Below are 14,797 nucleotides of genomic sequence, written 5' to 3'. Positions count from 1 at the left end.
AAAGATGAAAAATTTAAAAATCGCAGCCAGCCGTGCATGCCCTGATTGCTTTACCACTCAGCGTGAACTCGTGGATGTCAGAGCCTCTGATTATATTGATGTTGCCGCTATTGTTCTGGCGGTCAGCGATATTTCCAGCGGCATTCTGGAAGAAATAGAAGCCACCGGGTTTGGCATTCCTGTTTTTGTCGCAACGCACAAAGAAGAGATCATCCCGGCAGACTACTTATCGCGCATTCACGGCGTTTTCGAACACTCAGACACCAGCAACGACTTTTATGGACGTCAACTGGAAGCGGCGGCCCAGAAGTATGAAACCCAGTTGCGACCGCCGTTTTTCCGCGCCCTGGTCGACTACGTGAAACAGGGTAACAGCGCCTTTGACTGCCCGGGGCATCAGGGCGGCCAGTTCTTCCGCCGCCATCCTGCCGGTAATCAGTTTGTCGATTTCTTTGGTGAAACGCTCTTCCGTTCCGATCTGTGCAACGCCGACGTGGCGATGGGCGATCTGCTGATCCATGAAGGTGCGCCGTGCATTGCGCAGCAACATGCGGCGAAAGTCTTTAATGCCGATAAGACCTACTTCGTGCTGAATGGAACGTCATCATCCAACAAAGTAGTGCTTAACGCCCTGCTCACTCCTGGCGACCTGGTCCTGTTTGACCGTAACAACCATAAATCGAACCATCACGGTGCCCTCCTCCAGGCAGGTGCAACACCGGTCTATCTGGAAACCGCGCGTAACCCGTACGGCTTTATCGGGGGTATTGACGCCCACTGCTTTGAAGAGAGTTATCTGCGCGAGCTGGTATCAGAAGTCGCACCAGGCAGAGCGCGTGATGCACGTCCGTTCCGCCTGGCGGTAATCCAGCTAGGTACTTACGATGGCACCATTTATAACGCTCGTCAGGTGGTAGATAAGATTGGCCCTCTGTGTGACTACATCCTGTTTGACTCAGCCTGGGTAGGTTACGAGCAGTTTATTCCGATGATGGCCGACTGCTCTCCACTGCTGCTGGAACTGAACGAAAACGACCCGGGCATTCTGGTGACCCAGTCCGTGCATAAACAACAGGCTGGCTTCTCGCAAACCTCGCAGATCCACAAGAAAGACAGCCACATTAAAGGTCAACAGCGCTATGTGCCCCACAAGCGTCTGAATAATGCCTTTATGATGCACGCCTCCACCAGCCCGTTCTATCCGCTGTTTGCCGCACTGGATATCAACGCCCGCATGCATGAAGGCCAGAGTGGCCGCAACATGTGGATGGACTGCGTGGTCACCGGTATCGAAGCGCGTAAGCTGATCCTGCAGAATTGCCAGTATCTGCGTCCATTCGTGCCAGATATGGTGGATGGTCGTCCGTGGGAAAGCTGGGAGACGTCGGAAATCGCTACCGATCTGCGCTTCTTCCATTTTGTTCCCGGTGAGAACTGGCATGCTTTTGAGGGCTACGCCGAACATCAATATTTTATCGACCCGTGCAAACTGCTGCTGACCACGCCAGGCATTAACGCGCGTACCGGCGAGTATGAGGATTTCGGGGTACCTGCCACAATCCTTGCCAACTTCCTGCGTGAAAACGGCATTGTGCCGGAGAAATGTGACCTCAACTCGATCCTGTTCCTGCTCACCCCAGCAGAGGATATGGGCAAACTGCAACAACTGGTGGCACAGCTGGTGCGCTTCGAAAAACTGCTCGAGAGCGATGTTCCGCTGAAAGACGTCCTGCCTTCTCTTTACAAACAACATCCTGAGCGTTACGCAGATTACACCCTGCGCCAGATTTGCCAGGAGATGCATGACCTGTATGCCCGTCACAACGTGAAACAGCTGCAAAAAGAGATGTTCCGCAAATCCCACTTCCCACGCGTGATGATGAATCCACAAGATGCGAACTACGCCTATCTGCGCGGTGAAGTTGAACTGGTGTCCCTGCGCGACGCGGAAGGTCGCATCGCTGCCGAAGGCGCACTCCCTTATCCACCAGGAGTGTTGTGTGTTGTCCCAGGGGAAGTCTGGGGCGGTTCCGTACTGCGCTACTTTGCCGCACTGGAAGAAGGCATCAACCTTCTGCCTGGCTTCGCACCGGAACTGCAGGGCGTGTATGTCGAGGAGTGTGAAGGGCGCAAAGAGGTTCGCTGCAACGTCATCAAACAACCCACCGCTCAGCCTGCACTGCTGAAAGGAGAGAAATTATGAGTAAATCCAACAAAATGGGCGTGGTGCAGCTGACCATCCTCACCATGGTTAACATGATGGGGTCAGGGATCATCATGCTGCCGACCAAGCTTGCAGAAGTGGGAACCATTTCGATTATCTCCTGGCTGGTGACCGCCGTAGGGTCAATGGCCCTGGCATGGGCCTTTGCCAAATGCGGGATGTTCAGCCGCAAGTCAGGCGGGATGGGGGGCTATGCAGAATACGCCTTTGGTAAGTCAGGCAACTTTATGGCCAACTATACCTATGGTGTGTCATTGCTGATCGCTAACGTGGCGATTGCCATTTCCGCCGTGGGTTACGGTACGGAGCTGTTTGGTGCCACGCTGAGCCCGGTACAAATTGGGCTGGCGACCATCGGTGTGCTGTGGATCTGCACCGTGGCTAACTTTGGCGGCGCGCGTATCACCGGACAGCTCAGCAGCATCACCGTCTGGGGCGTGATTATCCCGGTTGTTGGCCTGTGCATCATCGGCTGGTTCTGGTTCAGCCCGACCTTGTACGCGAACTCCTGGAACCCTCACCATGTACCGTTCTTTACCGCAGTGGGTTCTTCCATTGCCATGACGCTTTGGGCCTTCCTCGGTCTGGAATCTGCCTGCGCGAATGCGGAAGTGGTTGAGAACCCTGAGAAAAACGTCCCGATTGCGGTCCTCGGCGGAACGCTGGGCGCGGCGGTGATCTATATCGTCTCGACTAACGTGATTGCCGGGATTGTGCCAAACATGGATCTGGCTAACTCTACGGCGCCGTTTGGTCTGGCCTTTGCGCAGATGTTCACCCCGGAAGTCGGGAAAGTGATCATGGGCCTGATGGTGATGTCCTGCTGCGGTTCACTCCTCGGCTGGCAGTTCACCATCGCTCAGGTCTTTAAATCCTCGGCTGACGAAGGGTACTTCCCGAAAATCTTCTCCCGCGTCACCAAAGCGGATGCACCGGTGCAGGGCATGCTGGCGATTGTCATCTTCCAGAGTGGATTATCGCTGATGACCATTAGCCCGTCGCTGAACAGCCAGTTCAACGTGCTGGTTAACCTGGCGGTCGTGACGAACATCATTCCGTATATTCTGTCGATGGCGGCGCTGGTGATTATTCAGAAGGTGGCGAAGGTGGACCCACGCAAAGCGCGGGCGGCCAATATCGTGGCGCTGATTGGGGCAATCTACAGCTTCTATGCGCTCTACTCATCCGGCCAGGAAGCGATGCTTTACGGCGCAATGGTCACCTTTATGGGCTGGACGCTGTACGGTCTGGTGTCACCACGGTTCGAGTTAAAGAATAAGCACAGCTAAAAAAAAGGAGCCATTCGGCTCCCTTTTTCATTCTTACGCGTTTTTCAACACTTCACTGACAATCTCTACCGCTTCTTTCTCAATCTGCTGACGATGTTCAGCGCCGAGGAAGCTTTCGCAATAGATCTTGTACGCATCTTCGGTACCGGATGGACGCGCGGCGAACCAGCCGTTTTCAGTCATCACTTTCAGGCCGCCAATAGAGGCTCCATTACCCGGTGCAGCCGTCAGGCGTGCAGTGATCGGGTCGCCAGCCAGCGTGCTCGCACTGACCATCTCCGGAGAGAGTTTGGACAGGGCGGCTTTCTGAGCTGAAGTCGCCGATGCCTGAATACGGTTATAGCTTGGTGCACCAAAGCGTGCAGCCAGCTCATTGTAGTGTTCCTGCGGGTTTTTACCGGTGACAGCGGTAATTTCCGCCGCCAGCAGGCACATAATGATGCCGTCTTTATCGGTTGACCATGGCGTGCCGTCGAAACGCAGGAAAGATGCCCCGGCGCTCTCTTCACCGCCAAAACCGAAGCTGCCGTCGTGCAGACCGTCAACGAACCATTTGAAGCCCACCGGCACTTCCACCAGCTTGCGGCCCAGCGCGTCGACCACACGGTCGATCATCGCAGAGGAGACCAGCGTTTTGCCCACAGCAACCTCTTTGCCCCACTGCGGACGGTGCTGGAACAGGTAGTTAATCGCTACCGCCAGGTAATGGTTCGGGTTCATCAGCCCTGCCGGGGTGACGATACCATGACGGTCGTAATCCGGGTCGTTGGCAAATGCCAGATCGAATTTGTCGCGCAGCGCCAGCAGGCCCGCCATCGCACATTCAGAGGAGCAGTCCATACGGATTGCGCCGTCTTTATCCAGGTGCATGAAGCGGAAGGTCTGATCGACGTGATCGTTCACGATGGTCAGATCCAGCTTGTAATGCTCAGCAATGCGTTTCCAGTATTCAATACCGGAGCCACCGAGCGGATCCACACCCAGCTTCAGACCGGCTTTCTGAATCGCCGCCATGTCGACGATATCCGCCAGCCCTTCAATAAACGGCTGCACCAGATCCAGCTCTTTCACATGACCAGATGCCATCGCAGCATCCAGAGAAATACGTTTCACACCTTTCAGGCCATCGGCTAACAGGGCGTTAGCACGATCTTCCACCACTTTGGTGACGTTAGTATCAGCCGGGCCGCCATTAGGCGGGTTGTATTTGATACCACCATCTTCCGGCGGGTTGTGGGATGGCGTGATAACGATCCCGTCAGCCAGCGCGCCCCCTTTCTTGTTGTGCACAAGAATGGCGTTAGACACCGCAGGCGTTGGCGTGAATCCGTTATTCTCCTGAATAATCACATCAACGCCGTTTGCGGCCAGCACTTCCAGGACAGAAATGAATGCCGGCTCAGACAAAGCATGGGTATCTTTTCCCACATAGCATAGACCAGTAACGCCATTTTTGGCGCGCTCTTCCGCAATGGCCTGAGCAATGGCCAGAATGTGCGGTTCGTTAAAGCTATGGCGCGCCGCGCTACCGCGGTGACCAGATGTACCAAACTTCACGGCGTGTTCTGCATTGCCCACAACCGGCTTCAGAACGTAATACTGCGCGGTCAGCTGAGCGACATTAATCAAATCGCTTTGTTGTGCAGGTTGGCCTGCACGGCTGTGATTTGCCATTACCGGGTCCTTCTGATGCAAGGGTTAAATTGTACCGCAAACCTTTTCAATCAATTCCGCCGGGAACTGCATAGACTGCATGATGTGTTCAATCATGCTGCACTTGCGGCCCGTATTGGTATTGGTGATCACCCAGTACGGAGTGCCAGGGACATGTTTGGGTTTGGTTTGATTGCCATTTTGCAGCAGCGTTTGCTCGTCACCCGCGAAATAGACGCGAGTACGACCGTGCAGCGACTCGGTCGCTTCAGCAAACGCTTTGTTATCCAGTGAGTAGAGTGTAGACAGCACCAGCATAAAGCGGTTAACCGCCTTTTTTTGCTCCGCATATTCATCGGACAGCAGCAGCTCGCGCATCGCCCGTACTTTATCTTTTGCCGGTGTCACGGCAGGTTTTGCTTGTGCAACAACGCTCTGCTGAGACACGACATCTTTGGTAACTGGGGTGACAGGCTGTGAAGCGGCGGAAATTTTAAGCATGCGCCGTAAAATGTCGGACGCACTCTCCCCGATATGCCGCGTCTGGCTGGCAATATACTGATAGAGTTCGTCATCAACTTCGATTGTTTTCATCTTAATCCAGTGCGATATCTTATCTGAATACAAGTCATTGGGATTATAAGGTCAAATCCCAACAGCGGATAGCGTCAAACCAGGTTGGCGGCAAAAGTCAGATTAAACTGGAACCTTGCAGCCGGGCGGCAGAATGGTCAACATGATACCCTAACCTGACATACGTAAAAAAAGAACTTTGCCATGAAATTGAATACCCGAGCGCAAACTGCACAATCGACGAACAATAATTCTCCCATCGTACTGGTTCACGGACTTTTTGGCAGCCTGGATAACCTGGGCGTGCTGGCGCGCGATCTGGTTATCGATCACGACATTTTGCAAGTCGACATGCGCAATCACGGTCTTTCAGGGCGCTCAGAAGAGATGACCTACGCGGCAATGGCGCAGGATCTGCTGGATACGCTGGATGCCAACAACCTGCAAAAGGTCACCCTCATCGGGCATTCAATGGGCGGCAAAGCGGTAATGGCCCTGACGGCGCTGGCACCTGAGAGAATTCAGGGTCTGGTGGTAATCGATGTTGCTCCGGTGGATTACGACGTTCGACGCCATGACGAAATTTTCGCGGCGATCAACGCGGTAACAAAGGCAAGAGCCACGACTCGTCAACAAGCGGCTGCCGTCATGCGTGAGCATCTTGATGAAGAAGGTGTCGTGCAGTTCCTGCTGAAGTCATTCGTTGACGGACAATGGCGTTTTAACGTGCCGGTGCTCTGGGAGCAGTACAACAATATCGTAGGCTGGGAAACGGTACCTGCCTGGCCACACCCTACCCTCTTTATTCGTGGCGTCAACTCGCCTTACGTCACCGACGCGTACCGCGACGCATTGCTGGCGCAATTCCCGCAGGCTCGTGCTCATGTTATCGCCGGGGCCGGACACTGGGTTCACGCGGAAAAACCTGACGCCGTATTGCGCGCCATTCACCGCTATCTTGCTGATACTGCAAATTGATTAAAAAGAGAGCGACTGGAAGGCTGCAGGCTTCCAGTCGTTGGCGTGCCGTTTTTGGTGATGTATGATGGCGCGCTTATCGCCCGGGCATTAGCAGGGCGGCGTGTTTCCCCCGAAGTCTCAGAATCATGGCCAAAGAACAAACGGACCGTACGACACTAGATCTGTTCGCGAATGAGCGTCGCCCGGGACGACCGAAAACGAATCCGCTTTCGCGCGATGAACAGCTGCGTATCAATAAACGCAATCAGCTTAAACGCGATAAAAATCGTGGGCTTAAGCGTGTCGAACTGAAGCTCAACGCCGACGCCGTCGATGCGCTTAACGAGCTGGCTGACGCGCGAAATATTAGCCGCAGCGAACTCATTGAAGAGATGTTGCTCGTCCAGCTTGAGACGTTACGCAGCCAGGCATAAGTCTGAAAATCCCCTTTATCGCCCTTTTCATGTAGCACAGAGTGCAGTCCTGCGCGATAGCTGTTTCCGCAGGGTTGCCAGTTCTGCTATTATTGCCCTTATCCGTGGCCGAATTGCGCCACCATACTATTAAGTTTCAAGAGGTTATTTTACTCATGGCAATCATCGGCATTTTCTTCGGCAGTGATACCGGCAATACCGAAAATATCGCAAAAAACATTCAAAAACAGCTCGGTAAAGACGTTGCTGATGTGCATGACATCGCCAAGAGCAGCAAAGAAGATCTCGAAGGCTATGACATTCTGCTGCTAGGTATTCCAACCTGGTACTACGGTGAAGCCCAGTGTGACTGGGATGATTTCTTCCCGACGCTGGAAGAAGTTGATTTCAACGGCAAGCTGGTTGCCCTTTTTGGCTGTGGCGATCAGGAAGACTACGCAGAATATTTCTGTGATGCGCTGGGTACCATCCGCGACATCATTGAGCCAAATGGCGCGGTTATCGTAGGCCACTGGCCAACGGCGGGTTACCACTTCGAAGCCTCTAAAGGCCTGGCTGATGACGATCACTTCGTGGGTCTGGCCATCGACGAAGACCGCCAGCCTGAACTGACCGCAGAGCGTGTTGAGAAGTGGGTTAAGCAGATCCGTGAAGAACTGCACCTGGATGATATTCTGAACGCCTGATTTTTATCGTGGCGCAACTGCGGTTGCGCCACGCCCCAGGTCAAACCGATTAAATTAATTGCTACAATCTTTTAACTTTTTCGCCCAGACCTGTACAATGTCTCCCTGAAAAATGTGGTTTCCATTGAGCAAGTTTGTTGGTGATACCCCATTTTTATAAGCATATTTTGCCTGAGACTTGCTGTTTTCATTTAGACATGGCAGTTCTATAATGAGACGCATTATCCAAGGTGCATTTTCTGTCACTTCCTACAGAAGTGAATCGTTTAGCAACAGGACAGATTCCGCATGACTGACAACAATACCGCATTAAAGAAGGCTGGCCTGAAAGTTACGCTTCCTCGGTTAAAAATCCTTGAAGTGCTTCAGGGTCCAGACAATCACCATGTCAGTGCGGAAGACCTTTATAAACGTCTTATTGACATGGGCGAAGAAATTGGGCTCGCTACCGTCTATCGCGTGCTGAACCAGTTTGATGACGCGGGCATTGTTACCCGTCATAATTTCGAAGGCGGTAAATCTGTATTCGAACTGACCCAGCAACAGCACCACGATCACCTGATCTGCCTCGACTGTGGCAAGGTCATTGAATTTAGCGATGACTCCATCGAAGCGCGCCAGCGTGAAATCGCGGCTCGTCATGGCATCCGCCTGACCAACCACAGCCTGTACCTGTATGGTCACTGTGCTGAAGGTGATTGCCGCGAAGACGATCACGCGCACGACGCTAAATAACTCAAGCTTTCATACTCTGAGCCAGCCGCGAGGTTGGCTTTTTTTTGCCTGTTATTTGACGCAAAAAAGCCCGGTAGCGCTGTGCTACCGGGCATGATGACAGAGAATTATTTGCTGTTGTTACTGCGAATCTCTTTCCAGATCTGGTCGCAACGCTTCGCCACTTCCTGATCGTTTCCGGTTTTACGTGCCTGAATACAGGCCTGGTAATCCATCACGCGAACGTTTTCCTGTGTGGCGAACTGCTCATGTGCCTTCTCTTTCTTCAGCACATTCAGCACGCTCTGACAGGCTTCGATCTTCTCCGGTGAACCTTCCGCTGTGTTAATGCAGGCGCTATACGCCTCTTTAAGACGCGAGTCCTCTTTCGGTGCCAGCTCCTGCGCACACCCCGCCAGCCCCGCAGCCAGCAACGCGACGATTACGATGTTTTTCATCATGTTCTGTCTCCATTAGAAGATAGTGAATGGAGCGATAACCATGAATTTCACGTCACGCTCATCCTGGAAGATGTTGCCGTAACCGCCTGCGTAGCTCGGAATGTCGGAGTGGTTGTCATACTGGGTGAAGTGCAGTTTGAACATCGTGCCTTTCGCGCGGCCGTCCTGCAGGGTGTAGATAGCATCCAGGCTGTAAGAAGACTCTTTCAGGCGATAGTTTGGATCGTAGTAAGCGTCCGGTGTAGCCATATCTGCAGGTTTTGCATCCCAGGCATAAGCGTAAGATGCACCCACCGCCCAGCCAGGCAGGTTCCAGTTTTTCAGGTCATACATCGCGCCGAAGAACACCGCTTTTTCGCCGTCGGCGTTGAAGTCAGAGCGGTTATCCCACCAGATATCAAGACGACCGTTAGACGATGCATAGGTTGGGGTCATACGCTGCAGGAAGTACCCCTGCTGCCCTTCCGCCTTCACCCATGTGCCTTCCAGACGCAAATCAACCTGTCCGACTTTGTAGCCGAAGGTGAGAGCCTGCAACCACGCGGTGCCGTCATAGATATCGTTGACGCCACCATTACTGACTTTGTCGCGCGTACCGTAGAACTGGTAGCTGGTGCTCAACGGACTGCCCGCGATATCAAATTTATAGCTGGCCTTGGCAAAGTACTGATCGACGTAACCTTGAGCCTGGCCAAATGCCGCCTCAAGTACCAGGTCGTTTTTAAAGTCGTATTTAGCACCCAGTGAATGGAGATAATCTACTTTGGTTTTCTTATCGTTCTGGTAGAACTTGTCCATTTCAATGTGCCATGGTGCTTTGTACTCGTTGGTCCACATATAGGAGAAGCTCAACGCACCTGCATCACCGTAATCAAAGTTGGCACCCGCTTCCGCGCCCTGGTAAGTACCCGGCATAAAGCTCCAGTGTGGTGCTAACAGAGTCTGACCGGTTGGCTGAATATAACCGCCGCGCGCCCATACCGGACCGTATTTGAATTTCGCTGCTGCCTTGTACAGGCTGATACCGCTTTTATCTCCGGACCAGTCTTCTTTATAGGCTTTATTACTGGAGGAGAATGCGATTTCGTTCGGGTGGGCGCTGTCGCCGTTTTCCGCCATTTCAATTGCCGTGAATGCCGCAATATCCAGACCGAACATATCGGCAGCATAACCAGACTGGAAATCCAGATTGGCGTTCCAGGTGGAGTGAGAAAGGTTGGTTTTGTATTTGTCTTCAGTGACGTCTTTACGGTCACGTTCACGCTGCCAGTAGTAAATCCCCCCCGTGAGGGTTGAATCATCAATAAAACCTGCTGCCTTCGCCTCTGGTGCAATCACCAGGCCCGACATTGCTGTCACACCGGCAATAGCCAGCGCCAGCGCACTACGTTTGCCACTGAACGTACGCATAGATTATTCCTCTTTGACGAATTAAAACGCCTTAAACGGCGAAAAATATAAAAGACCTAATGGTCAGGGGTAGTTAGAAATACCCTCGAATTAACTACCGCCTTTAGGTTATTTTTCGCGACGCGAATTATCAATGCTTTTCAGCGAGCAAAAGTCAGGATTATGACGAAGTGCACATAATTGGTAGTGATTTGTAACATCTGTGCCAATGCGAGGATTTACAGGGAATAACGCGTATTTTGAGGGAGTACCGACCGTTTATTCTGCGTATTTTTTGTCCTTAAGGTTATTAGTAAATATTGAAACTTTTTTTGAGTAAAATAAGTAGCACCTCATTGACCTCAATTTCACGAACATCTTATTTGTGCTGTGCCTTAATAGTCTGATCGTTAAATAAAAAAACGCCGCTTATCGCGGCGTTTGTCTCTCATTGACCAGAATGGCAATATTATTCGCCGATCTTAGCCCAGGTGTCACGCAGACCAACGGTACGGTTAAACACCGGTTTTTCCGCCGTGCTGTAACGGCTATCCAGGCAGAAGTAACCTTCGCGTTCGAACTGGAACGCTTTACCCGCTTCGGCCGCTTTTAAAGACGGCTCGGCATAACCCTGTTTAATTACCAGAGATTCCGGGTTGATCGTCGCCAGGAAGTCTTCGGCAGCACCAGGGTTAGGGACACTGAACAGACGATCGTACAGGCGAATTTCAACAGGCAGCGCGTGTGCAGCACTTACCCAATGGATAACGCCTTTCACTTTACGGCCATCAGCCGGATCTTTGCTCAGGGTTTCAGCATCATAAGAACAGAAGATGGTGGTGATATTGCCTTCAGCATCTTTCTCTACGCGCTCAGCCTTGATGACGTAAGCATTACGCAGACGCACCTCTTTACCCAATACCAGACGCTTGTACTGCTTGTTCGCTTCTTCGCGGAAGTCAGCACGATCGATCCAGATTTCAGCGCTGAACGGTACGTCGCGGCTACCCATTTCCGGTTTATTCGGATGGTTAGGCATGGACACCAGCTCGCTTTCACCCTGCGGGTAGTTTTCGATAACCAGTTTCACTGGATCGATGACTGCCATTGCGCGCGGTGCGTTTTCGTTGAGATCTTCACGAATGCAGGATTCCAGAGACGCCATTTCAATGGTGTTATCCTGCTTAGTCACACCGATGCGTTTGCAGAACTCACGAATAGAAGCGGCGGTGTAACCACGACGACGCAGACCAGAGATAGTCGGCATACGCGGATCGTCCCAGCCTTCAACGTGCTTGTCGGTCACCAGCAGGTTCAGCTTACGCTTGGACATCACGGTGTATTCCAGATTCAGACGAGAGAACTCGTACTGACGTGGATGCACAGGGATAGTGATGTTATCCAGTACCCAGTCGTACAGACGACGGTTGTCCTGGAACTCCAGCGTACACAGAGAGTGAGTAATGCCTTCCAGCGCATCGCTGATGCAGTGGGTGAAGTCGTACATCGGGTAGATGCACCACTTGTTACCCGTCTGGTGGTGTTCCGCAAACTTAATGCGGTACAGCACCGGGTCACGCATCACGATGAACGGAGATGCCATGTCAATTTTGGCACGCAGACAGGCTTTGCCTTCTTCGAAGCCACCGGCACGCATTTTTTCAAACAGCGCCAGGTTCTCTTCCACGCTGCGATCGCGGTACGGGCTGTTTTTACCAGGCGCGGTCAGCGAGCCGCGGTATTCACGGATCTCATCGGCAGACAGCTCGTCGACGTACGCCAGACCTTTGTTAATCAGCTCTACCGCATAGGCATACAGCTGATCAAAATAGTCAGAGGAGTAGCAGATGTCGCCAGACCAGTTAAAGCCCAGCCATTGCACGTCGTTCTTGATGGACTCAACGTATTCGATGTCTTCTTTTACTGGGTTGGTGTCATCGAAACGCAGGTTGCACTGCCCCTGGTAGTCCTGGGCAATGCCAAAGTTCAGGCAGATAGATTTCGCGTGACCAATATGCAGGTAACCATTCGGCTCCGGCGGGAAACGCGTATGAATTGTGGTGTGCTTACCACTGGCCAGATCTTCATCGATGATCTGACGAATAAAGTTACTCGGGCGGGCTTCTGCCTCACTCATCGTGGATTCCTCAAAGCGTAAACAACGTATAACGGCATATGATCTTATAAGCCGGACGTAGTGACAACCCTTAAAACGGCTCTGAAGAAAATAATGGGGGCATTTGCTGCAAAAAAAAGCGGCGAGGGATATCCCCCGCCGCTTAAGGCATGACTCTACTCAGGAGCGATTACTTGCCTTTAATCTCATACAGTGGCGTTTGACCCGCAACCACTTGACCTTTCGCCTGAATGACCAGGCCACTAAAGTCATCAATGTTGCTGCAAACGACCGGACTAATCATTGAGCGCGCGTTGGCGTTCAGGAAGTCCAGATCCATTTCCAGGATTGGCTGCCCTGCGACCACTTCAGCACCCTCTTCCACCAGGCGAGTAAAGCCCTGGCCGTTCAGCGCAACGGTATCAATACCCATGTGGACAACGATCTCAGCACCATTCTCGGTTTCGAGGCAGAACGCATGGTTGGTATTGAAGATTTTTACGATGGTACCGGCTGCTGGTGACACCACGGTTTTTTCCGTTGGTTTTACCGCGACACCGTCACCGACCGCTTTGCTGGCGAAGGCTTCGTCAGGCACCTGCTCAATGGCAACGACTTCACCCGTCACTGGGGAAACCAGTGCGGCAATCGTTTTAGCATTTGGTACTGCCTGCGGTTTTGCGGCAGCTGGCGCAGCGGCTGGAGCTGCAGACGTTTCCGCTGCGGCTACCGGACCTGTCGTTTTCATGGCATTGGCAATTTTTTCTGCCACGAACCCAACGATAATCTGCACGCTGGTTTTGTTCAGACGGATAACACCGGATGCACCCAGGCGTTTAGCCAGCGCTTCGTTCACCAGAGAAGAGTCTTTTACGTTCAGACGCAGACGGGTGATACATGCGTCGATACCGGTCAGGTTGTCAGAACCGCCGACAGCGGCGATGTACTGACGCGCCAGACCTGCAACATCCTGGTCTTTGTCCGCGCTCACATTCACGTCCTGACCATCCGCTTCGCTACCGGCAACAGCCAGTTCACGACCTGGGGTCATCAGGTTGAATTTGGTGATAGTGAAACGGAACACCACGTAGTAGATAGCAAAGAACACCAGACCCTGTGGGATCAGCATCCACCAGTGGGTTGCCAGCGGGTTACGGGAAGAAAGCACCATATCCACCAGACCCGCACTGAAGCCGAAACCGGCAATCCACTGCATACTTGCGGCGATGAACACAGAGATACCGGTCAGCACAGCGTGGATCACATACAGCACAGGAGCCACGAACATGAAGGAGAATTCCAGCGGTTCAGTGATACCGGTGAAGAAGGCTGCAAATGCACCCGCCATCATGATACCCAGGACTTTCGCTTTGTTCTCTGGACGTGCGCAGTGGTAGATAGCCAGCGCTGCACCTGGCAGGCCGAACATCATGATTGGGAAGAAGCCCGCCTGGTAACGACCAGTGATACCGACAACCGCTTTACCTGCTTCGATGGACTGTGCGCCACCCAGGAAGTTAGGAATATCGTTAATACCGGCAACATCGAACCAGAATACGGAGTTCAGCGCGTGGTGCAAACCGACCGGGATCAACAGACGGTTGAAGAACGCGTATACGCCCGCACCGACGGAACCCAGCTTCTGAATGTGCTCACCGAAGTTCACCAGACCGTCAAAGATAACCGGCCAGATGTACATCATGATGAATGCAACAACGATCATCAGGAAGGAAGTCAGAATAGGCACCAGACGACGACCGCTGAAGAAGGACAGCGCTTTTGGCAGCTCTACGCCGCTGAAGCGGTTGTACAGTTCAGCAGAGATGATACCGACGAGGATACCAACGAACTGGTTTTCAATTTTCCCGAATGCGGCAGGAACTTGATCCGCTGGGATTTTTTGAATCATAGACACCGCTGCTGGGGAGCAGAGGGTAGTTAATACCAGGAAACCGACAAAGCCGGTCAGCGCCGCTGCGCCGTCTTTATCTTTGGACATACCATAAGCCACACCAATCGCGAACAGGACTGACATGTGATCGATAATGGCGGAGCCCGATTTAATAAACAGTGCCGCCAGAGCGTTATCGCCGCCCCAACTTACCGGGTCAATCCAGTAACCGACACCCATTAATATCGCTGCGGCTGGCAGCGTGGCGACCGGCACCATAAGTGCGCGACCAACCTTTTGTAAATAACCTAGAATACTCACTTTCTTCCCCCTATGAGACCCCGTTTAAGGCATGTTCTCAGCTCTGTTTTTTATTGTGTCACGAACTATAAATACAGTTGATGATT

General features: G+C 52.5%; 12 protein-coding genes. 6 read left to right on the top strand and 6 right to left on the bottom strand.

What is annotated here, in order from left to right:
- Positions 1-4 precede the first annotated feature (4 nt).
- Together speF and potE are read left to right on the top strand one after the other, a co-directional pair.
- Positions 5-2,203: an ornithine decarboxylase SpeF gene (speF, locus tag ACLHV8_RS05150; RefSeq protein WP_208593831.1), complete on the top strand. Its 2,199-nt coding sequence runs from the start codon at positions 5-7 to the stop codon at positions 2,201-2,203.
- Positions 2,200-3,513, top strand: a complete 1,314-nt coding sequence (potE, locus tag ACLHV8_RS05145; RefSeq protein WP_014831099.1) for a putrescine-ornithine antiporter — start codon at positions 2,200-2,202, stop codon at positions 3,511-3,513. Before speF ends, potE begins: the two co-directional genes overlap by 4 nt.
- 33 nt (positions 3,514-3,546) lie before the next feature.
- Here potE and pgm read toward each other — a convergent pair whose 3' ends face one another.
- Both pgm and seqA read right to left on the bottom strand, forming a co-directional pair.
- On the bottom strand, positions 3,547-5,187 hold the full coding sequence (gene pgm, locus ACLHV8_RS05140; protein ID WP_208593832.1) for a phosphoglucomutase (alpha-D-glucose-1,6-bisphosphate-dependent): 1,641 nt from the start codon (positions 5,185-5,187) through the stop codon (positions 3,547-3,549).
- Positions 5,188-5,211: 24 nt separating this feature from the next.
- Positions 5,212-5,760: a replication initiation negative regulator SeqA gene (gene seqA, locus ACLHV8_RS05135; protein ID WP_108090591.1), complete on the bottom strand. Its 549-nt coding sequence runs from the start codon at positions 5,758-5,760 to the stop codon at positions 5,212-5,214.
- A 183-nt stretch (positions 5,761-5,943) separates the two neighbouring features.
- Between seqA and ybfF the strand changes: the two genes are divergently transcribed.
- The 4 genes from ybfF to fur all read left to right on the top strand — a co-directional run bounded on the left by ybfF (position 5,944) and on the right by fur (position 8,554).
- Positions 5,944-6,717, top strand: a complete 774-nt coding sequence (gene ybfF, locus ACLHV8_RS05130) for an esterase (RefSeq protein ID WP_208593833.1) — start codon at positions 5,944-5,946, stop codon at positions 6,715-6,717.
- A 128-nt stretch (positions 6,718-6,845) separates the two neighbouring features.
- Entirely contained in the window at positions 6,846-7,133 is a 288-nt protein-coding gene (gene ybfE, locus ACLHV8_RS05125) for a LexA regulated protein (RefSeq protein WP_028019455.1), read from the top strand.
- A 155-nt stretch (positions 7,134-7,288) separates the two neighbouring features.
- Positions 7,289-7,819 carry a flavodoxin FldA gene (gene fldA, locus ACLHV8_RS05120; protein ID WP_008501067.1) on the top strand — a complete coding sequence of 177 codons (531 nt, stop codon included), beginning with the start codon at positions 7,289-7,291 and terminating at the stop codon, positions 7,817-7,819.
- Positions 7,820-8,107: 288 nt separating this feature from the next.
- Positions 8,108-8,554, top strand: coding sequence for a ferric iron uptake transcriptional regulator (gene fur / locus ACLHV8_RS05115; protein ID WP_014169146.1), 447 nt, complete (start codon positions 8,108-8,110; stop codon positions 8,552-8,554).
- A gap of 107 nt (positions 8,555-8,661) precedes the next feature.
- Here fur and chiQ read toward each other — a convergent pair whose 3' ends face one another.
- The 4 genes from chiQ to nagE form a co-directional block, all read right to left on the bottom strand.
- Positions 8,662-8,991, bottom strand: coding sequence for a ChiQ/YbfN family lipoprotein (chiQ, locus tag ACLHV8_RS05110; RefSeq protein WP_208593847.1), 330 nt, complete (start codon positions 8,989-8,991; stop codon positions 8,662-8,664).
- A 15-nt stretch (positions 8,992-9,006) separates the two neighbouring features.
- The gene (gene chiP / locus ACLHV8_RS05105; protein ID WP_208593834.1) at positions 9,007-10,404 is read right to left on the bottom strand and encodes a chitoporin ChiP; all 1,398 of its coding nucleotides are present in this window, start codon (positions 10,402-10,404) and stop codon (positions 9,007-9,009) included.
- Positions 10,405-10,852: 448 nt separating this feature from the next.
- Entirely contained in the window at positions 10,853-12,520 is a 1,668-nt protein-coding gene (glnS, locus tag ACLHV8_RS05100; protein ID WP_028019458.1) for a glutamine--tRNA ligase, read from the bottom strand.
- 169 nt (positions 12,521-12,689) lie between these two features.
- Entirely contained in the window at positions 12,690-14,711 is a 2,022-nt protein-coding gene (nagE, locus tag ACLHV8_RS05095; RefSeq protein ID WP_028021393.1) for an N-acetylglucosamine-specific PTS transporter subunit IIBC, read from the bottom strand.
- Positions 14,712-14,797 lie beyond the last annotated feature (86 nt).

Origin of the sequence: Enterobacter sp. CPE_E863 (assembly GCF_046521465.1) — a bacterium.
Taxonomy (GTDB): Bacteria; Pseudomonadota; Gammaproteobacteria; order Enterobacterales; family Enterobacteriaceae; genus Enterobacter; species Enterobacter adelaidei.
This window is presented reverse-complemented; position numbering and strand designations above follow the sequence as displayed.

Bases quoted from the DNA above. Each gene is read 5' to 3' on its own strand.
- speF (WP_208593831.1), top strand. From the start codon at position 5: ATGAAAAATTTAAAAATCGCAGCCAGCCGTGCATGCCCTGATTGCTTT.
- potE (WP_014831099.1), top strand. From the start codon at position 2,200: ATGAGTAAATCCAACAAAATGGGCGTGGTGCAGCTGACCATCCTCACC.
- pgm (WP_208593832.1), bottom strand. From the start codon at position 5,187: ATGGCAAATCACAGCCGTGCAGGCCAACCTGCACAACAAAGCGATTTG.
- seqA (WP_108090591.1), bottom strand. From the start codon at position 5,760: ATGAAAACAATCGAAGTTGATGACGAACTCTATCAGTATATTGCCAGC.
- ybfF (WP_208593833.1), top strand. From the start codon at position 5,944: ATGAAATTGAATACCCGAGCGCAAACTGCACAATCGACGAACAATAAT.
- ybfE (WP_028019455.1), top strand. From the start codon at position 6,846: ATGGCCAAAGAACAAACGGACCGTACGACACTAGATCTGTTCGCGAAT.
- fldA (WP_008501067.1), top strand. From the start codon at position 7,289: ATGGCAATCATCGGCATTTTCTTCGGCAGTGATACCGGCAATACCGAA.
- fur (WP_014169146.1), top strand. From the start codon at position 8,108: ATGACTGACAACAATACCGCATTAAAGAAGGCTGGCCTGAAAGTTACG.
- chiQ (WP_208593847.1), bottom strand. From the start codon at position 8,991: ATGAAAAACATCGTAATCGTCGCGTTGCTGGCTGCGGGGCTGGCGGGG.
- chiP (WP_208593834.1), bottom strand. From the start codon at position 10,404: ATGCGTACGTTCAGTGGCAAACGTAGTGCGCTGGCGCTGGCTATTGCC.
- glnS (WP_028019458.1), bottom strand. From the start codon at position 12,520: ATGAGTGAGGCAGAAGCCCGCCCGAGTAACTTTATTCGTCAGATCATC.